Below are 16841 nucleotides of genomic sequence, written 5' to 3'. Positions count from 1 at the left end.
AGGTTCCGGGGGCTTCAGCCCAGTTCGAGCACCGTGACCCGCCATCCCGTGTGCCGCAACTCCCAGCGCAGGGCCAGGAAGCGGGCGCGCCCGGGCTCCCGCACCACTGCGCTCGCCTCCACGGTCTGTTCGTTCACGATGCAGGTGCGCACACCGGTCACGGCGATTCGCTGCTCGGGGGCGCGGCCGACCTCACCGCGCAGGCGGCGGCTGAGGGACGCACGACGCGTGAGCATCGTCATCACCTCGGGCACGACGAGTCGAGCCAGCGAGGTCGGCGGGCGCAGATCACGGGAGATCTCCACGGCGCTGCGGGCGACAGAGGCGGTCATCCGTACGGCGACCTGCGGGTCGTGCGGCGCGAGGGCCCGGGGCTGGGGGGAGGTGGTGAGGGGACGCTGATCGGTGACGGTCATCATCGGTTCTCTTCCGTGGTCGGGACGGTGACGGTCAGGACCTGACCGGGGAGGATGAGGTCGGGGTCATCACCGATGACCTTCCGGTTGTCCTCATGGATGGTGCGCACGAGGCGCTCGATGCGGTGGGGGGATTCCGCACCCGGGCCGAGAGCGCGGTCCGCGATGTGCCACAGGCAGTCGCCGGGGGCGACGGTGACCTGGTGCGTGCCGGTGACGGGGGATGCCGGCGGCGGGGTGGCCTCGGAACGGGAGTTCTGGGGGGTGTCGTCGGTCGTCGACCGTGCGGTGGGAGCCGGGGGCGAGGCCGACGGGGCGGGCGGGGAGTTCGGTGTCGATGTGGCGGTGGGCGCCGTGGCGGCAGAGGGTGCCGCGGGACCTGTGGAGGAGGGAGCGGACACACCCCACCCCAGGTGGGGGAGGGAGTCACGAGCCGGATCGGACCGCCCCGTCTCGGTCGGCACGGTGGACGCCGCAGCGGGCAGGGGCGGGAATGCCTGAGGTGCGGCCTGGGCTGTTCCGAGGGCCAGGGACCCGGCGAGGGCGGCTCCCGCGACACCGGCACCCAGCCGCCGCGCCGCTGCAGGGGCGATGAGGTGCAGCGCCCGCAGGGAGAGTCGACGGCGTGGGGTGTCCCCGGGAGAGAGGAGCACGAAGGCGGTGAGCAGCTGCACGAGGGCCAGGCGGGCCAGCACCACGGAGAGCGCACTCGCCACCAGCACCTGGAGCCCGAGCTCGAGCGCGGCGGTCGACTCCGCCGTGCGCGCCGCGGGCAGCAGAGAGACGGTGACCGTCGCGGCAGCCAGGGCCCCGCCGGTGGCGAGGAGCACGCCGAGCAGCGCCCGGCCGAGCGTCGGCTGGGCGGGGGCGGTCACCACGGGCTTCGCGAAATCCACCATGTCCTCGTCCTCCTCGCGGATCCCCCGGGTTCCTCGGGGATCCCAGGGCTCGGTGCTGTCTGGGTCGGGCGGGCGATCGGATCGCAGAGAGTGATGTCGGTCTCTGTGGCGACCCGTCGACCATGGTTCTTGATGTCGTTTGATGCTGTTTGCTGCGGCCTGAATGTAGCGAATCTCCGTGATATGCGCAACAGTGGGTCGCGACATAGACGTCGAAGGAGCCCGTGGGGCGCCCGAGCGGGAGGGAGAGCCGATGTCGATCGAGGGCATGTTCGACGACCTGGAGGCACGGTTCGCTCATCTGCAGGCACAGGAGAGGCGTGCCCAGGCCGAGGATCTCGTCCGGGCGGAATGGGCCCGAGTCTCCGTGAAGGATCGGTTGCGCGGCGCGCTCGACCACCCGGTCCGACTCCACGTGGAGGGGATCGATCCGATCGCGGGCCGGGTGCAGCGCGTCGGCGCCGATCATGTGGAACTGGGAGACCTCGCGGGTGCCCGACTCGCCGTCGTGCCGTGGCACGGGGTTCTCGCGATCGAAGGGCTACCTCGGCGGTCCGCCGCCGCGTCGTCTCGTCTGGACGAGCAGACCCTCACCAGCTGGCTCCGGGAGACGGCCCGGGACCACCTCGTGCTGCGCGTCGAATCCGTCGTGGGCAGCATCGCTGGGGCACGCGTCGTCGGCGTGGGAGCGGACGCCGTCGATCTCACCTTCCTGGGTACGGGCGAATCCCCCGGAGCAGATCGACGCGGAGGGGCGCTCACGCTGCGGCTGACGGCGGTGCGGGCCGTCCTGGTGGAGTGAGACTCCCGCGGAGGTGCCGCAGCGCCGGACGGTCGGAATCCGGGTGAGGTCAGGACCCGTGCGGCGTGCGCTGCGGGGACTGCGCTGCGGATTCCTCGTCGACGAACGCGGCCGTCTTCCGGTATTCGCGCTCGATGTACGCCTCGAGTTCGCTGAGCTCCACGCGCCACTGTCCCCGGCCGCCGACCTTGATCGCGCGCAGCTCTCCCGAGCGCACCAGGGCGTAGGCCTGGGCGGCCGAGATCGACAGCGATTCCGCGACGTCGGCGAGCGGGATGAAACGGGGCGACATGGGTCTCCTTCCGTGACGGTGGCGCCCATTCTGACAGCTGTCTGCTGGGCATGACGTCGACATCACACCGCTTGTGGACGGACAGCGGTTGTCCACAATCGGCGACGCTGTCGTGCCGCCGACGGTTCGTCCTCGCTAGCCTCACGATGCCTGCGGTCTCCCGCCCCCGGTGTCGTCCACCAGGGGGCCCGCCGGCCCCACCGGTCGCCGCCGGACCTTCTTCGAGGATTGGAGTGAAGCGTGTCGTCTGCACCTCCCGTCGCCCTGCGCCTGCGACGCCCGCGGTGGCGGGACCCCCGACTGCTCATCGGTCTTGCTCTGGTGCTGGGCAGTGTGCTCTCGGGGTCTTTCCTGATCTCCCGGCTTGCGGCCACCACACCCGTGCTCGTGGCGCGGGACACCGTGGTGGTCGGGGATGTGCTCGCTCCGGAGGACTTCACCGTGATGGAGGTGCGGCTCGGGGACCAGCAGGGCCGGTATATCTCCACCACCTCGGAGATCCCCCAGGGTGCGATCGCCGCGCGGTCGGTCGGGGCCGGTGAGCTGCTGCCCCGCGCCGCGGTGGGCCAGACCGTGGAGGCGCCCCTGCGGCCGGTGGTGATCCCGGTCGATGCGACGGTGGCGCAGTCCGTGACTCCCGGTGGGACGGTGGAGCTGTGGTCGACTCCGCAGGTGCGATCGGGGGAGGCCCCGAAGGCGCAGCGCCTCGTGGAGTCCGGAGTGGTGCGGCGCGTCGAATCGGGCAGCACTCTAGGCATGCGGTCGATGACAGTGGAAGTTCTCGTGCCCGCCGGTCAGCTGCCCGCGGTGCTCGAAGCGATGGCGCGGGAGGACAGGCTGGACGTGGTCGGCGTCCCCACTGCGGACGGGGCGGCCACTCCGTGATCGACGTCATCCTCTGCGCCAGTGGGGCCGACGAGGTCCGCATCGCCCACGACGCCGCACGGGAGCGCGCGGCCGGCCTGCGCATCGTCCGCCGCGCTGCTGACCTGGCCGAGGCGCTGGCGGCTGCCAGGGCCGGGGCCGGGCAGGCCGTGCTCATCGACCTGGGTGTGCGGGGCCTGGACCGGGAGTTCCTGGCTGATCTGCTCGCCTCCGGGGTCGCGGTGATCGGACTCACCCAGCCTGACGGGGAGAGCGGCGCCACCACCTTGGGTCTGCGTCACACCGTCTCCAGTGACGCCCCGATCGTCCGTATCGGTCAGGTTGTCTCGAGTGCCCTGATCCCCGAGGACGCCCCCGACGACGGAGCCTGGGTCCAGACCGAGCCGATGGTGCCGACACGGAGGGCCCGAACAGTGACTGTGTGGGGCCCCGTCGGCGCTCCCGGGCGCACCACCGTGGCGGCGAACCTTGCCTACGAGGCGGCTCTGGACGGAACGGCGACTGTGCTCGTCGACGCCGACACACACGGGCCGAGCCTCACCCAGGTCTTCGGTGTGCTTGACGAGGCTCCCGGCCTGCTCGCCGCGTGCCGAGCCGCAGCCCGAGACACCCTCGACGAGGACTCCCTGGAGGCGCTGCTGCCGCAGCTGGCACCGAACCTGCGGTTGCTCGGGGGCATCGGTGTACCGCGCCGTTGGGACGAGCTGCGCCCCAGCTCTCTCGAACAGGTCCTCACCGTCCTCACCGCACGCGAGGGGCTGTGTGTCCTCGACGCGGGTTTCGGCCTCGAGGGGGAGGAGGACGCCTGGGACTCCTTCGCGGTCTCCCGCGACAGCGCGGCGTTGACCGCCCTGCGTGCCGCGGACACCGTCCTCGTGGTGACCTCCGCGGACCCCATCGCCCTCACGCGGTTGCTGCGTGATGCCGACGCCCTGGTGGAACGGGCCTCCTCCGCGAGGTTACAGGTGGTCGTGAACCGGATGACCCCGGCCGTTCCCGCGGACCGGGTCCGCGGGATCCTGGCGCGGGCGTTCGGCGAGGCACCGGTGCATCTGCTGCCGGAGGACACCGCCGCCTGTCGGCGCGCCGCGTGGGACGGCGCCGCACTGGCCGAGTGCGCCCCGCGCAGTCCCCTGCGACGGGCCCTGCGCACGATGGTGCAGGACGGGGGCCTCACCGCGGTCGTCCCTCCGGAGAGCGCCGCCGTACCCATGGCAGGATGAGCACATGCGCGTGTATCTGCCCCTCGCCCCGGCTCTCCACGAGGCCGTCCGCAGCGGCGCGGCGGAGATCATGCTGACGGAGGTCACCCCTGCCTGGGCTCTGACGCCCGCCGCCCGCGCGGAGCGACCTGGGGAGGACGCCGAAGACCTCGAATATGACGCCGTGCAGGACGCCGCCCACGTGGCGATCCAGGGGGCCATCGGGCGGGGTACCGGCGCAGAGCGGGCCGTCGTGTTGGCGGCGGATGCCCCCTCGGCCGCGGTGCAGGAGGCGGGCGCCGAGGGAGGCGCGTACGGCGTGCTGATCGCGGCCGGTAGCCGTCTGCGGCCGGCCAGCATCCACGTCACCGAGCTCACCGCGGCCGCGGCGGATGCCGACGACACCGACCCGGCGCTGCTGTGGTTCGACCGGGCGGAGGGATCCGTTGCGCTGGACTACGCGCGCGAGGCCCAGTAGTCCCCGGCAGCCCGCTTCTCGGCCCGCAGCACCTGACCGACGAACGGCAGCGCGGCGCGCTCGAGCTTGGGGCCCAGCAGCGGCACCTTCGCGCGCAGGTCACCCACGATGTCGATGCGCGAGCCCTCGGCGGACCCACTGAGCTGCAGGTTGGTGGTCAGCACGGCCGGGGCGCCGACGACCTCCACCCGTGACCGGCCGCGGCGGCCGCCGTCGGCGCCCGGGGCCTCCCATTCCTGCGTTTCGCGCACCACAAGGCGGGAGCCCAGGAAGCGTCGCGCCATCTCGGGTGCACGCTCCACCGGCAGCTCCAGTTCCGTCACCACCTGCAGCGGGCCCTCAGGGGACCCCTGCACCTGGGCCTGGGAGCGACGGGCCTTCAGCACCGCCCCACGATGGGTCGCGTACTGCGGGTCGGCGTACATGCGGGCGGCGTCCTGCGGTGAACAGGGCAGCGTCAGGGTCTCTCGCAGTTCCATGGGGTCCTCCTCGCGGCCTCCGGCCCCGGGGCGGGGCCGTACCGGCCGTCTTCTGCAGTGTCGGAGGCACCCTAGCGGCCCGGCCTGCGGACGCACGGGGCGTGCCACTGCCCACCCCTCGGTGGTCTCCGCACGCGCCAGCAGACTCCCTCCATCGTCCGACCCGTGCCGTCCCTCCGGTGCGGCGCTTCTATCCTGGGCACATGCCCAGCCTCGACAAGTTCCACTCCGATACGCCTGGATCCGATGAGCGCAGCGCCCAATGGCTGCAGCTCCTGGTGGGGGATTGGAGTCTCGCCTCAGATCTCCTGCGCTCAGATCTGGTGCTGTGGGTGGCGCGCGACGGCGGCGCGGTCGCCGTCGCCCACTCTCGCCCCGCCACCGGGGCGACCGTCCACTACGAGGACCCTGTGGGAGAGGTCGTGTCGCAGGACGGAGACCCCCAGCTGCTGGCTGTCCTGCGCGGTGAGCTCGACGGGACCTCCCCGGAGCCGGTCGATCGCGAGGCCCGCCCCGCCCTGCGGCAACTCGTGCCGGTGAACCGGGACGGCCGGACCCTGGCGGCACTCTCGGTCGAGAGCCCGCGACGCGACCGTGCACCCTCCGCGAGCGACAGCGTCCTGCACCAGCTGGGGCAGAGGCTGCTGCGGATGGTCCGTGAGGGCACCTACCCGATCGCCGGGGCACCGATCCCCCCGCGGCGCGGGGCACCGCGCGTCGGTGACGGCACCGTGCAGCTCGACGCTCAGGGTGTCGTGACCTGGTGCTCTCCCAACGCCCTCAGCGCCTTCCACCGGTTCGGCATCTCCGGGGACATGACCGGACGGACGCTCGCGGAGCTCAGCACCGAGGTGCTGCAGTCCCGGGCACCGGTGGATGAGTCCCTGCCCCTGGTGCTGATGGGACGGGCGGCCTGGCGTTCCGACATGCAGGCCCGCGGAGGCACGCTGTCCCTGCGGGCGGTGCCGTTGCAGACGAACGGGGTACGGGACGGCGCGATCATCCTGGTGCGCGATGTCACCGAGCTGCGGCGTCGAGAGCGCGAGCTCATGACGAAGGACGCGACGATCCGCGAGGTGCATCACCGCGTCAAGAACAACCTGCAGACCGTCGCTGCACTGCTGAGATTGCAGGCGCGCCGGATGACCAGTGATGAGGCCCGCGACGCCCTCACCGAGGCGATGCGTCGAGTGTCCACCATCGCTCTGGTGCACGAATCGTTGCTGCAGGGCAGTGAGGAGTCGGTGTATCTCGATGAGGTGATCGACCGTTGCACCAGACTGGCGGTGGACGCGGCCAGCGCCTCGGTGCATCGCGCAGGCGGGGAGTCGATCCCCGGAGCGGGCCAGGTGGAGGTGCGCACCGAGCGCCTTGGACGTGCGGGGACCGTGCGCGCAGAGGAGGCCACGCCGTTGGCGCTGGTGATCACCGAGCTCGCCACCAATGCGGTGGAGCACGGTCTGGCGGAGACGGGCGGAACTCTCACGGTGCGCAGCGAACGGACCGGTTCCCACCTGGTCGTCCATATCGAGGACGACGGCGTGGGCATGAAAGGTGCCCCCTCGGGCCTCGGCACCAACATCGCACAGACACTGGTGCAGGGTGAACTCGGCGGCACTCTCACCTGGGCGGCGCGGCCGGATGGGGGAACACGCGCGACTATCGACGTCTACCTGGATCCCATCAGCCTCTGACGAGGGGCGGATCGCTCGCTTCGGCGAGCGAGCGGGCTGTTCGGACAGGGTCCTCAGGCGGGACGCGTCACCGCGGGTGGCGTGGTGTGATCAGCCGGCGCGACGGGCGCGGGCGTTGCGACGCTTCAGCGACCGCCGCTCGTCCTCGGACAGACCGCCCCAGACGCCGGAGTCCTGGCCGGTCTCCAGTGCGAACTTCAGGCAGGCGGTCATGACCTCGCAACGCTGACAGACGGCCTTGGCCTCCTGGATCTGGGTGATCGCCGGCCCGGTGTTCCCGATGGGGAAGAACAGCTCGGGATCCTGCGTGAGGCACTCTGCGCGGTGGCGCCAGTCCATTGCGTCCGTCGTCTCTTTCTGTCGGGGCCCGCACGCCGCTCGGGGCGTCGCGCGAGGAGTTGGCTGCTCGCATGGCGCGAGCCGCGTGGGGACTTCGGCGGCGTCCGGGGAACCGGCGGGGGCCGGGATCCGCGGGTCGCTTCCTTCCATTGTGGTCGTCGGCCTGCAGTGCGACAAGGGTACGAACGTGCTGGACGGGTGGGACTTCCCACACCCTCAGTTCTTGCTATCCCCCTGGTCGCCGGGCGTCGGTCTCCGCGACCCGACCGGGGGCCGGAGGATGCTCCGGCGTTCGTCCGCTCCCGGGGAGCGTCGGCGTCACCGAGTCCCCGGGTGGTTACAGTGCCCCCATGTCGTCGCACGAGTCCGTCCCCGTCCACACCGCCCCGCTGACCCCACGGGAGCGCCGTCGACGACGCCTCGCCGCTGGTCTGCTCGGGACGGAGGCCGTGCTCGTCCTGGTGCTCGCCACCAGCGCCCTCGTCCGGCGCGCGGAGGCCCCCGCCGAGGTGCAGGGGATGCTCACCGCGCTGGCGGTGTTCCTGGGGGTGTTCGCACTCGGTCTGGCCTTCGCGGTCGTGTCGCTGCTGCGCCGCGGGCGCTTCGGGCTGGGGTACGGGGTGACCTGGCAGCTGTTCCAGGCCCTGGTGTGCGCCACGATGCTCTCCAGTGGGATGCTGCTCACCGGCGCGGTGGGTCTGGCGCTGGCCATCGTGACCTTCACTGCGCTCCTGGCTCTGGTCCGCGCCACCCCGCTTCCGTACGAGGACGAGGACGACGACGACGGCGAGCGGGCGACGCCGCCGAGGGCATCTCGTGGCCGGGGGACGGGTTCTCAGCTGCCGGGCGCCACCAATCCGGTCTCGTAGGCGAGGATCACCGCGTGAACGCGGTCCCGCGCATCGAGTTTCTCGAGGATCCGCCCCACGTGCGTCTTCACGGTCGCCTCCGCCACGAAGAGTTCGGCACCGATCTCCTGGTTCGTCAGGCCCCGCGCGATCAACACCAGAACCTCCCGCTCCCGGTCCGTCAGCACGTTCAGCACGGCCGGGTCTCGCACGGGTTCGCGTTCGGCCTGCACCATCCGTGACAACAGGCGGCGGGTGGTGGACGGCGCGATGACCGCGTCGCCTCGATGCACCGTGCGGATCGCGGCCAGAAGGTCGGCGGGGTGCGCGTCCTTCAGAAGGAACCCGCTGGCCCCGGCACGCACCGCGTCCAGGACGTAGTCGTCGAGGTCGAACGTGGTGAGCACCAGGATCCGGGGGGGCGGTCCGGGGTGGTGCCCTCGAGGATCCGCCGTGTCGCCTCGATGCCGTCCATCCGCGGCATCCGCACGTCCATGAGAACGACGTCCACGTGGTGGGCGCGCAGCTGCTCGACCGCCTGGGCGCCGTCGTCCGCCTGCAGCACCACCCGCATGTCGGGCTGGCAATCGATCACCATCGCGAATCCGGCGCGCACCAGCGCCTGGTCGTCGACGAGGGCGATCCGCAGGTCCGTGACATCGGAATCCTGCGTGGACTGATCAGACGGCGGGATCATGCGGGGGCCTTCCGTACGGTGGGGTCGAGGGGCAGACGGGCGAACACTCGGTACCCTCCGGCGAGCAGCGGTACCGCTTCGAGGGTGCCGCCGAACAGGGCTGCCCGTTCGCGCATTCCGGCGATGCCCTGCCCACTGCCGCCGATCGCCGGGAGCGTCCCGGGGTCGCCCCCGGAGTCGACCGTCTCCAGCTGCAGGCTGTCGAGAGTGCGGGTGACGGTCACGCGAGCCTCCGCGCCGGCACCGGCGTGCTTGACCACGTTCGTGAGGGACTCCTGCACGATGCGGTAGGCGGCCAGAGAGAGGGCCGGCGGGAGATCCGCCACCGGACCCTCGACGTGGACGCTGACGGGGACCCCGGCACCGCTGACCCGGGCGGCGAGGTCGTCCAGGCCCGTCAGATCCGGCTGGGGTGCCACGGCGCTGGTGGGATCCTGACGCAGCACGCTGAGCAGGCGGCGCATGTCGGCCAGGGCCGACCGTCCGGTCTCGCCGATGGTGCCGAGGGCCTGGACCGCAGTCTCCGGGGAGTGCTCGGCGACGTACCGGCCGCCGTCGGCCTGCGCGATGATCACCGACAGCGAATGGGCCACGATGTCGTGCATCTCCCGGGTGATGCGGGTGCGTTCCTGCGCCACGGCGAGGGCGGTGCGCTGCTCCCGTTCGCGGATCGCCTGGTCGGCCGCGAGGCGAGTGAGGCGGATCTGCTCGGCGCGCACTCGATGGAAGCGCCCGACGGCCCACACCCCGCCGACCAGGATCAGACCCACGACGGTCAGGGCCACCCATCCGGCGGCGCGTCCGAGCCACCCGAACGCAGGATCCATCGAGACCCACACCGCGGCCTGAAGGCCCGCACCGAGCGCCGCGGCGAGGAGGGAGAGGGTCGCGGTGCGTTCACTGCCGAAGGCAGTGGCGCAGTACAGCGCGTAGAACACCATCACGTCCCCGGGGACCAGGGGCAGCGCCGCCAGGACGTGGCCGACTGCCAGCGCTCCGATCACGAGAGTCGCCCACCCGGTGCGCCAGCGCAGGCCGATCCCGGCCAGGAGCATCAGCACCGTGACGAGGACCCACCCGGGCATCCCAGCGATGAGCATGGAGGCGGTCAGCAACAGGAGTGCGGATCCCCCTAGGGTGTGTTGTGAAAGGGTGTCCCGCCATCGGCGGGGCACCCTTTCGGTATGAGCGATCGAGATGTGATCACGGACGAGGTGTGGGCGCTGATCGGGCCGTGCTTCCCCGCGCCGAAGGCGACGGGTCGGCCGCCGATGGATCGGCGGCTGGTCGCGGAAGCGGTCGCGTGGAAGTTCCGGACCGGGTCGCCGTGGCGGGACGTGCCGGAACGGTTCGGGAACTGGAACACGATCTACCGCCACTTCGACCGGTGGGCCAAGACCGGCGTGTGTGCGTGCGCGCTCGAGCGCGCCCAGCAGGCCGCCGACGCGCAGGGCGAGCTGGACTGGGTGTGCTCGATCGACTCGACGATCGTGCGCGCCCACCAGCACGCCGCGACCCTTCCCCGCCACACAGGGGGGCCCATCGAACTACAAGAATCTCGGGCCTGAGCCGGGCGACCACGCGATCGGCCGCTCCCGAGGCGGCCTGACCTGCAAGATCCACGCCGTCTCGGACGGGAAGGGCCGCCTGCTCGCCTTCGTCCTCACCGGCGGCCAGGCCGCCGACACGAGCCTGCTCCCCGAGGTCCTGGACCAGATCCGGGTCCCCAGGCCAGGCCCTGGCCGGCCCCGCACCCGCCCGGATAGGGTCCTCGCGGACAAGGGGTATCCCTCCCGCGCGAACCGGGCCTGGCTCGCCGAGCGCGGCATCAAGGCCACCATCCCCGACCGGCAAGACCAGGCCGCGCACCGGCGCCGACGCGGCTCAGCCGGCGGACGCCCGCCCGCTTTCGACCCCGAGGTCTACCGTGGACGCAACGTGATCGAGCGGTGCTTCGCCAAGCTCAAGCAATGGCGCGGCATCGCGATGCGCACCTGCAAGACCGCCCGCAGCTACGCCGCGGCCATCTCGCTCGCCGCGACCCTCCACTGGCTGACCAGCAAAGTTTGACAACACGCCCTAGGACGATGGCATCGATGAGCACCGGATGGTCGGCGATGAACCGGAACGGCGCATCCAGCCGTCGGTGCACGGAGGGTGCCGTCCGGGACGTCGGCGCAGAGGTGCCGGTGGGGATCATGCCGGCACCCTAGCGGCGGCGATCCCCTCGGGGCGTCATGCCGTCGGTGGATCTCGGGGCCGCCCGGGGTCGGATCGTCTTTGTCGAGAGGTCTCAGCGGGGTTCGACGCGGTCCGTCAGATGTGGGTCGTTCTCGCTGATCCGGCCGACGCGCGGATCCACCGGCCGCACCTCGAGGGTGGCATCGTCCAGCAGGTGGGCATCATCGAGGATCCACTGCTGGGCTTCGGCTCCGGAGTCCAGCCCGGGATCCAGCCACGCCTCCACCTCGTCCCGGCGGAGCATCACCGGAGTGCGGTCGTGGATCTCCGCGAGCTCACCGTTCGCGGCCCGCGTGATGATCGTGGCCGTCAGCAACCAGGCGCCGTCCTCACTGGCCGCGGGGCTCTCATGCTGCCCCGGGCCCTTCCACCAGGCCACCAGTCCGGCCAGGTAGAGGGGGGAGCCGTCGGCGGGAGTGATGAAATACGGCTGTTTCCGCGACCCGGACGCGGTGCGCTGCCACTCGTAGTAACCCGCGATCGGCACGATCGCGCGCCGCCGACCGAGGGACCCCCGGAAGCTCGGTTTCTGTGTGAGGGTCTCCCGCCGCGCGTTGAAGGTGCGCGACGAGAACGACTCGTCCTTCGCGAACGGCGGCAGGAGCCCCCAGCGGGCCACGCGCAGGGCGCGCAGCGCCTCACCGGTCTCGTCGTCGACCGTCTCGGTGACGACGTGGATCGGCACGGTCGGTGGCACGTTCCAGCGGGCGCGCAGGCTCCCGTCGGTCAGATCGACGGCGCCCAGGTCGTCGAGCAGCGGCTCGATCTCCTGGACGGTGGCGAAGCGCCCGCACATGGTCAGTGCTTCCGACGGAGACGGTCGAACAGGCCGCGGCGACGCGGCGCGGCATCCCGCGGGCCGTGCGCGGCGGCATCACGGTCCACCGCCGTCCGCGCGAGGTCCGCATGGCTCGTCGCCCCCGCGGTGGCGCGCTGGGCCTGGCCGGGATCAGCCGGGGTCTCGGTGCGGGCTCGTGCGGCGGAGGGGTCGTCCGTCTCCGCGGTGGGATCGTGGTCGTCGCCGTCGGCCCGCCCGGGGCGGTGTCCGGTGGTCTCGCGGTACTCCTCGACGTCGGCGTCCGCCGCGTCGCGTTCGTCCTGCTGCTTCGCCGCGGCGATCTCCTCGCGGTTCTCGTTCAGGCCCTGCAACCGCAGCTCGCGGGCCTCGTCCACGAGATTCTCGTACTTCTTCTCCTTCTTCTCGGCGCCCTTGTCGTCCTTCAGCCCGATGGTGAGGGACTTCTCGGCGGCGCGACCGGCCGCGAGCTCCTTCACCCGCTCGTATTCGGCGTCGACTTCCGCCCCCATCACCAGCACGATGTTGATGATCCACAGAGCGAACAGCACCGCCATCAGGCCGCCGATGGCGCCGTAGCTGGAGTACCCAGCGATGGTGGCCATGTAGACGGACAGCAGGCCCAGAGCCACGATGATGCCGATGACCGCGAAGATGCCGCCGGGGGAGAAGAGACGGAACGGGCGACGCACGTTCGGGGTGGCCCAGTACAGCAGCGACACGATGATCATCAGCAGGGCCAGCATCAGCGGCCACTTCACCCAGGCCCAGATCGGAAGGAAGGTGTCCAGGAGGAAGGAGATCGCCTCGGTGGCGCCCAGCGGTCGGGCCAGCGGCACGAGGATCGACTGCACGATCGTCTCGTTCAGCAGGATCGACACCACCATCACCAGGATGCCCAGGATGATCACGGCGGTGACGCCGAGCATGGTGGCGAGATTGCGCAGCATGCCGCGGCCCTCGGGCACCTCGTGGATGAGGTTGGAGACACGGCTGAAGGCCTTCACGTACGCGGAAGCCGACCACAGAGCAGTGGCGATACCGATGATCAGCGCGATCGTACCGCTGCCGGTCTTGCCGAGCAGGGCGTCGACGGTCGAATCGACGGCGCTGCCAGCATCCATCTGAGCACCGATGCCGGAGGAGGCGATCGCCTGCTTGATGAGGTCGGCGACCTGGTCCTTCATGTCAGCCAGCAGCAGCGACGTGAGGGAGAACAGGGCCAGCAGCGTCGGCGCGATCGACAGCACCATGTAGTAGGTCAGCTTCGCCGCCTGGTCGGTGCCCTGGTCGCGGGAGAACTCCGCGAAGACGCGCTTGGCCAGGTACTTCCAGCCGCCGGTGGGGACCGAGGCGTTCTCCGGGCGGTCGTCGAACCGCGGACCGGCCTGGGTAGAGGGGGAGCTGGGGGACATGGGACCTCCCGGTCAGTGGGGCGCAACAGCGCGGCAATCCTCGCACGCGTGGGTGACGAACGGGGGAGGAGGCGAGCGAACGGTCGGTGACGGTGCGGGGCGGGGCGCGGGCCTCCCTGGAACCTTCGTGCCACCGGTGCGACGAAGGTTCCAGCACTTGTCCACATGATCCACAGGGTCTCTGCGCGGCAGTTCCCGGCCTGCCTAGGGTGACGCCGTGCGTGAGGTGGGTCTCACCTGACGCGTGCAGAACGGACGGTTGACGACCGGAGGGAAACCCGAGGGGAGGCGGCGTGACGGCGCTGGAGATCATCGAGGCGGAGGCCAGGGAGCTGATCCGTCGTCGGGGCCTCGACACGCAGGCGGGGCAGGTCGACCGGCTCGTCGCCGACGTGGTCGCGGACTACGAGGAGCGAGCGGAGAAGGGCGCGGTCCCGCCGCTGCCTGATCCAGAGTCCGCCGTCGCGGAGATCTCCGCGAAGATCGGTGGCTTCGGGCCCCTGCAGGAGTTCCTCGATGACGACTCCGTCGAGGAGATCTGGATCAACTCTCCGTCAGAGATCTTCGTGGCGCGCAGCGGCCGCAGTGAACTGACCCCGCTCGTTCTCGACGCCGCCGAGATCCGCGCTCTCGTGGAACGGATGCTGGTCAGCTCCGGTCGGCGGCTCGACCTCAGCTCCCCCTTCGTCGATGCCCTGCTGCCCGACGGCAGTCGATTGCATGTCGTCATCCCGTCGGTGACCCGGAAGCACTGGGCGGTGAACATCCGGAAGTTCGTCGCCCCGGCGCATGACCTCGCAGACCTCGTCCGCCTCGGCTCCCTGGACCGCACGGCCGCGGACTTCCTCTCGGCGGCCGTCGGATCCGGCCTCAACGTCATCGTCTCCGGCAGCACCGGCGCGGGGAAGACCACCTTCCTCAACTGCCTGGCCGCGGCCATGGGGCCACGGGAGCGGGTGGTGACGATCGAAGAGGTCTTCGAGCTCGACATCCGATTGCGTGACGTCGTTGGCATGCAGACCCGACAGGCGAACCTCGAGGGCACCGGTGAGATCAGCCTGCGCCGTCTGGTCCGTGAGGCGCTGCGCATGCGCCCCAGCCGGATCATCGTCGGGGAGGTCCGCGAAGCGGAATCACTGGACATGCTCATCGCACTCAACAGTGGCCTGCCGGGGCTCGCGACGATCCACGCGAACTCCGCCCGGGATGCGGTCACGAAGCTGTGCACCCTGCCGTTGCTGGCGGGGGAGAACGTCTCGAGTCGCTTCGTGGTGCCCACGGTGGCGAGCGCCATCGATCTGGTCGTGCATCTCGACATCCTTCCCAGCGGGCAACGCCGGGTCCGGGAGATCGCCGCCCTGCCGGGCCGCGTGGAGGAGGGTGTGGTGGAGATCGCCGACCTGTTCCACCTGGAGGGCGACCGGCTGGTGCGGGGCGACGGCTTCCCGCCTCACCGCGAACGTTTCACTCGCGCTGGTCACGACCTGCGCCTGCTGCTGGGGAAGGCCGCCTGATGGCCGGGGCCGCGCTCGGTCTGATGCTCGGCATCGGTCTGTTCTGTCTGTGGTGGTCGGCCTGGGAGCGCGAACCGGGAGCGCGGCGCGAAGGACACGTCCCGGCGCTTCTGCAGAACCTCGCCGACGATCTGCGCACCGTCGGCCTGTCCACGGTGTCTCCCATGGCCCTGCTCGGGCTGAGTGCGGGGATCTCCCTGGTGGTCCTGGCGGGCGTGCATGCCTTCTCCCGCGCACTGGTGCCCTCTGTGACGCTCGCCGTGATCTGCCTGCCCCTGCCGATCCTGGTGGTGCGCGGGGCCGCTCGCCGTCGCCGGGTCAGCCTGCGGGAGGTGTGGCCGGAGGTCGTGGACCACATGAACTCCGCGGTCCGTGCCGGATTGTCGCTGCCGGAGGCTCTCGTCCAGGTGGGTCAGAAGGGACCGGAGGAGCTGCGGGACCCGTTTCTCGAGTTCGGTCGGGACTACCAGGTCAGTGGCGATTTCGGCAGCTCCCTGGACCGATTGAAGGACCGCCTGGCGGACCCGGTGGGCGACCGCGTGGTGGAGGCCCTGCGCGTGACTCGCGATGTCGGCGGGACGGATCTCGGGCGGTTGCTGCGCACCCTCGCCGCATTTCTGCGCGAGGACGCGCGTACCCGGGCGGAACTCGAGGCCCGGCAGTCGTGGACCGTCAACGCCTCGCGGTTGGCGCTCGCGGCGCCGTGGCTGGTGCTGGCCCTGATGGCCACTCGCCCGGAGGCCGCCCAGGCGTATGACACCGCTGCCGGGGCCGCGGTGATCGTCGGCGGCGGGGTGGTGTCCCTGGTGGCATATCGAGTGATGCGCATGATCTCGCGGCTGCCCCAGGACGAGAGGGTGCTGCGATGAGCGGCATCGCCCCGGCAGCCGTCGGCGCCGCGCTCGGACTCACCCTCGGGGTCGGTCTGCTGCTGCTCGCCCGCGTCGTCCCCGGGTGGAGGGTGCCCCCTGTCGAACAGCGCATCGAACCGTATCTGCGGCGGGACCGCGGATCCTCCCTGCTCACCCCCGGCACCGAGGAGCGAGGGCGCCTGCGGGTGGTGCGGACCCTCCTGGGGCCCGTCGCGGATGCACTGCTGGGCGTGCTGGAACGGCTCACCGGAGGCCCGGAGCAGGTGGAGCAGCGCCTGCGCCGCGCCGGTCGCCGTGGCAGCGTCGAATCCTTCCGCGTCGAGCAGGTGATGGCGGCGCTCGCCGGCGGCGTGGCGGGGACCATCCTCGCCATCGCGGTCGTCGCCGGGCGAGGCGCCTCCGTGCTGCTGGGCCTGCTGCTGATCGTGCTGGGCACCATCGGGGGGATCCTTCTGCGGGACCACCTGTTGACCCGGGCCGTGAACCGGCGGGCGGCCCGTATGAGCCGCGAATTCCCCACGGTGGCGGACCTCCTCGCCCTCGCCGTGGCGGCGGGGGAGAGCCCCGTCGCCGCGATGGAGCGAGTGGCCCGGAGCAGCAGCGGTGCCCTCCCGGAGGAGTTCGCCGCGACGGTGGCGGAGATCCGCGCCGGTGCGACCGTCTCCGACGCCCTCATCGGTCTGGGGCGTCGCACCCCGCTGGAGTCTCTCGGCAGGTTCGGGGAGGGCGTCGCCGTGGCTATCGAGCGCGGCACCCCGCTGGCCGATGTGCTGCGCGCGCAGGCGCAGGACGCCCGGGAGGCCTCACGCCGGGAACTGATGGAGATCGCGGGCCGACGGGAGATCCTCATGCTCCTGCCGGTGGTGTTCTTCGTCCTGCCCCTGGTGATCGTCTTCGCCATCTTCCCCGGGATCGCCGTGCTCGATCTCTCCCTCTGACCGGACCACCCCACCCCATCCACCAGCCCCCTGG

General features: G+C 71.3%; 18 protein-coding genes and 1 pseudogene. 10 read left to right on the top strand and 9 right to left on the bottom strand.

Annotation, left to right across the window (positions count from 1 at the left end; translation table 11 throughout):
* Nucleotides 1-14: 14 nt before the first annotated feature.
* Both JSY14_RS02880 and JSY14_RS02875 read right to left on the bottom strand, forming a co-directional pair.
* The gene (locus JSY14_RS02880; protein ID WP_259557257.1) at nt 15-416 is read right to left on the bottom strand and encodes an Rv3235 family protein; all 402 of its coding nucleotides are present in this window, start codon (nt 414-416) and stop codon (nt 15-17) included.
* A complete protein-coding gene (locus tag JSY14_RS02875; protein ID WP_259557256.1) occupies nt 416-1315 on the bottom strand; it encodes a LysM peptidoglycan-binding domain-containing protein in 900 nt (299 codons plus the stop codon). Before JSY14_RS02875 ends, JSY14_RS02880 begins: the two co-directional genes overlap by 1 nt.
* A 253-nt stretch (nt 1316-1568) precedes the next feature.
* Between JSY14_RS02875 and JSY14_RS02870 the strand changes: the two genes are divergently transcribed.
* Complete coding sequence (locus tag JSY14_RS02870; protein WP_259557255.1) at nt 1569-2117, top strand: hypothetical protein; 549 nt, start codon at nt 1569-1571, stop codon at nt 2115-2117.
* A 49-nt stretch (nt 2118-2166) separates the two neighbouring features.
* On the opposite strand, the gene JSY14_RS02865 is transcribed toward JSY14_RS02870, so the two are convergent.
* Nucleotides 2167-2409, bottom strand: coding sequence for a helix-turn-helix domain-containing protein (locus JSY14_RS02865; protein WP_259557253.1), 243 nt, complete (start codon nt 2407-2409; stop codon nt 2167-2169).
* Between the two features lie 240 nt (nt 2410-2649).
* Here JSY14_RS02865 and JSY14_RS02860 point away from each other — a divergent pair, with 240 nt between their 5' ends.
* Genes JSY14_RS02860 through JSY14_RS02850 form a run of 3 tightly spaced genes read left to right on the top strand, consistent with a single transcriptional unit; the run spans nt 2650 to nt 4974 of the window.
* On the top strand, nt 2650-3294 hold the full coding sequence (locus JSY14_RS02860; protein ID WP_259557252.1) for a flagellar biosynthesis protein FlgA: 645 nt from the start codon (nt 2650-2652) through the stop codon (nt 3292-3294).
* Complete coding sequence (locus JSY14_RS02855; protein WP_259557251.1) at nt 3291-4517, top strand: CpaE/TadZ family protein; 1227 nt, start codon at nt 3291-3293, stop codon at nt 4515-4517. Before JSY14_RS02860 ends, JSY14_RS02855 begins: the two co-directional genes overlap by 4 nt.
* A 4-nt stretch (nt 4518-4521) precedes the next feature.
* Nucleotides 4522-4974: a DUF6912 family protein gene (locus JSY14_RS02850; RefSeq protein WP_259557250.1), complete on the top strand. Its 453-nt coding sequence runs from the start codon at nt 4522-4524 to the stop codon at nt 4972-4974.
* Here JSY14_RS02850 and JSY14_RS02845 read toward each other — a convergent pair.
* Nucleotides 4953-5453 carry a DUF2505 domain-containing protein gene (locus JSY14_RS02845; RefSeq protein ID WP_259557249.1) on the bottom strand — a complete coding sequence of 167 codons (501 nt, stop codon included), beginning with the start codon at nt 5451-5453 and terminating at the stop codon, nt 4953-4955. The two genes, JSY14_RS02850 and JSY14_RS02845, sit on opposite strands and share 22 nt — an antisense overlap.
* 203 nt (nt 5454-5656) lie before the next feature.
* Between JSY14_RS02845 and JSY14_RS02840 the strand changes: the two genes are divergently transcribed.
* A complete protein-coding gene (locus JSY14_RS02840) occupies nt 5657-7147 on the top strand; it encodes a sensor histidine kinase (protein ID WP_259557247.1) in 1491 nt (496 codons plus the stop codon).
* A gap of 90 nt (nt 7148-7237) precedes the next feature.
* Here the strand turns inward: JSY14_RS02840 and JSY14_RS02835 are convergent, their stop codons facing one another.
* Nucleotides 7238-7486, bottom strand: a complete 249-nt coding sequence (locus JSY14_RS02835; RefSeq protein WP_259557246.1) for a WhiB family transcriptional regulator — start codon at nt 7484-7486, stop codon at nt 7238-7240.
* Nucleotides 7487-7836: 350 nt separating this feature from the next.
* On the opposite strand from JSY14_RS02835, the gene JSY14_RS02830 reads away from it, so the two are divergent.
* Nucleotides 7837-8355 carry a hypothetical protein gene (locus tag JSY14_RS02830; protein WP_259557245.1) on the top strand — a complete coding sequence of 173 codons (519 nt, stop codon included), beginning with the start codon at nt 7837-7839 and terminating at the stop codon, nt 8353-8355.
* On the opposite strand, the pseudogene JSY14_RS02825 reads toward JSY14_RS02830, so the two are convergent.
* Nucleotides 8322-9031: pseudogene (locus JSY14_RS02825) on the bottom strand (response regulator). The gene JSY14_RS02830 and the pseudogene JSY14_RS02825 sit on opposite strands and share 34 nt — an antisense overlap.
* Nucleotides 9028-10146 (bottom strand): sensor histidine kinase, encoded by a 1119-nt coding sequence (locus JSY14_RS02820; RefSeq protein WP_259557244.1) that lies wholly within the window; start codon nt 10144-10146, stop codon nt 9028-9030. Before JSY14_RS02820 ends, JSY14_RS02825 begins: the two are co-directional and overlap by 4 nt.
* Nucleotides 10147-10215: 69 nt before the next feature.
* On the opposite strand from JSY14_RS02820, the gene JSY14_RS02815 reads away from it, so the two are divergent.
* Nucleotides 10216-11101, top strand: a protein-coding gene (locus JSY14_RS02815; RefSeq protein WP_259557243.1) for an IS5 family transposase whose coding sequence is annotated in 2 segments (ribosomal slippage) — nt 10216-10563 and nt 10565-11101 — 885 coding nt in all. Because the reading frame shifts where the segments join, the coding sequence is not laid out codon by codon here.
* Between the two features lie 223 nt (nt 11102-11324).
* Here JSY14_RS02815 and JSY14_RS02810 read toward each other — a convergent pair.
* Both JSY14_RS02810 and JSY14_RS02805 read right to left on the bottom strand, forming a co-directional pair.
* The gene (locus JSY14_RS02810; RefSeq protein ID WP_259557242.1) at nt 11325-12068 is read right to left on the bottom strand and encodes an SOS response-associated peptidase; all 744 of its coding nucleotides are present in this window, start codon (nt 12066-12068) and stop codon (nt 11325-11327) included.
* A 2-nt stretch (nt 12069-12070) separates the two neighbouring features.
* The gene (locus tag JSY14_RS02805) at nt 12071-13483 is read right to left on the bottom strand and encodes a YihY/virulence factor BrkB family protein (RefSeq protein WP_259557241.1); all 1413 of its coding nucleotides are present in this window, start codon (nt 13481-13483) and stop codon (nt 12071-12073) included.
* Between the two features lie 293 nt (nt 13484-13776).
* Between JSY14_RS02805 and JSY14_RS02800 the strand changes: the two genes are divergently transcribed.
* The 3 genes from JSY14_RS02800 to JSY14_RS02790 are packed head-to-tail and all read left to right on the top strand — an operon-like array spanning nt 13777 to nt 16807.
* Nucleotides 13777-14997: a TadA family conjugal transfer-associated ATPase gene (locus tag JSY14_RS02800; protein WP_259557240.1), complete on the top strand. Its 1221-nt coding sequence runs from the start codon at nt 13777-13779 to the stop codon at nt 14995-14997.
* Nucleotides 14994-15866 carry a type II secretion system F family protein gene (locus tag JSY14_RS02795; protein ID WP_259559516.1) on the top strand — a complete coding sequence of 291 codons (873 nt, stop codon included), beginning with the start codon at nt 14994-14996 and terminating at the stop codon, nt 15864-15866. Before JSY14_RS02800 ends, JSY14_RS02795 begins: the two co-directional genes overlap by 4 nt.
* The gene (locus tag JSY14_RS02790; protein WP_259557239.1) at nt 15863-16807 is read left to right on the top strand and encodes a type II secretion system F family protein; all 945 of its coding nucleotides are present in this window, start codon (nt 15863-15865) and stop codon (nt 16805-16807) included. Before JSY14_RS02795 ends, JSY14_RS02790 begins: the two co-directional genes overlap by 4 nt.
* The last annotated feature ends 34 nt before the right edge of the window (nt 16808-16841 follow it).

The organism is Brachybacterium sillae, assembly GCF_025028335.1.
Lineage (GTDB): Bacteria > Actinomycetota > Actinomycetes > Actinomycetales > Dermabacteraceae > Brachybacterium > Brachybacterium sillae.
This window is presented reverse-complemented; position numbering and strand designations above follow the sequence as displayed.

What these genes read in the sequence shown, in the direction of transcription:
- JSY14_RS02875 (WP_259557256.1), bottom strand. Translation starts at nt 1,315, where the DNA reads ATGGTGGATTTCGCGAAGCCCGTGGTGACCGCCCCCGCCCAGCCGACG.
- JSY14_RS02865 (WP_259557253.1), bottom strand. Translation starts at nt 2,409, where the DNA reads ATGTCGCCCCGTTTCATCCCGCTCGCCGACGTCGCGGAATCGCTGTCG.
- JSY14_RS02805 (WP_259557241.1), bottom strand. Translation starts at nt 13,483, where the DNA reads ATGTCCCCCAGCTCCCCCTCTACCCAGGCCGGTCCGCGGTTCGACGAC.
- JSY14_RS02835 (WP_259557246.1), bottom strand. Translation starts at nt 7,486, where the DNA reads ATGGACTGGCGCCACCGCGCAGAGTGCCTCACGCAGGATCCCGAGCTG.
- JSY14_RS02870 (WP_259557255.1), top strand. Translation starts at nt 1,569, where the DNA reads ATGTCGATCGAGGGCATGTTCGACGACCTGGAGGCACGGTTCGCTCAT.
- JSY14_RS02880 (WP_259557257.1), bottom strand. Translation starts at nt 416, where the DNA reads ATGACCGTCACCGATCAGCGTCCCCTCACCACCTCCCCCCAGCCCCGG.
- JSY14_RS02830 (WP_259557245.1), top strand. Translation starts at nt 7,837, where the DNA reads ATGTCGTCGCACGAGTCCGTCCCCGTCCACACCGCCCCGCTGACCCCA.
- JSY14_RS02790 (WP_259557239.1), top strand. Translation starts at nt 15,863, where the DNA reads ATGAGCGGCATCGCCCCGGCAGCCGTCGGCGCCGCGCTCGGACTCACC.
- JSY14_RS02850 (WP_259557250.1), top strand. Translation starts at nt 4,522, where the DNA reads ATGCGCGTGTATCTGCCCCTCGCCCCGGCTCTCCACGAGGCCGTCCGC.
- JSY14_RS02845 (WP_259557249.1), bottom strand. Translation starts at nt 5,453, where the DNA reads ATGGAACTGCGAGAGACCCTGACGCTGCCCTGTTCACCGCAGGACGCC.
- JSY14_RS02840 (WP_259557247.1), top strand. Translation starts at nt 5,657, where the DNA reads ATGCCCAGCCTCGACAAGTTCCACTCCGATACGCCTGGATCCGATGAG.
- JSY14_RS02810 (WP_259557242.1), bottom strand. Translation starts at nt 12,068, where the DNA reads ATGTGCGGGCGCTTCGCCACCGTCCAGGAGATCGAGCCGCTGCTCGAC.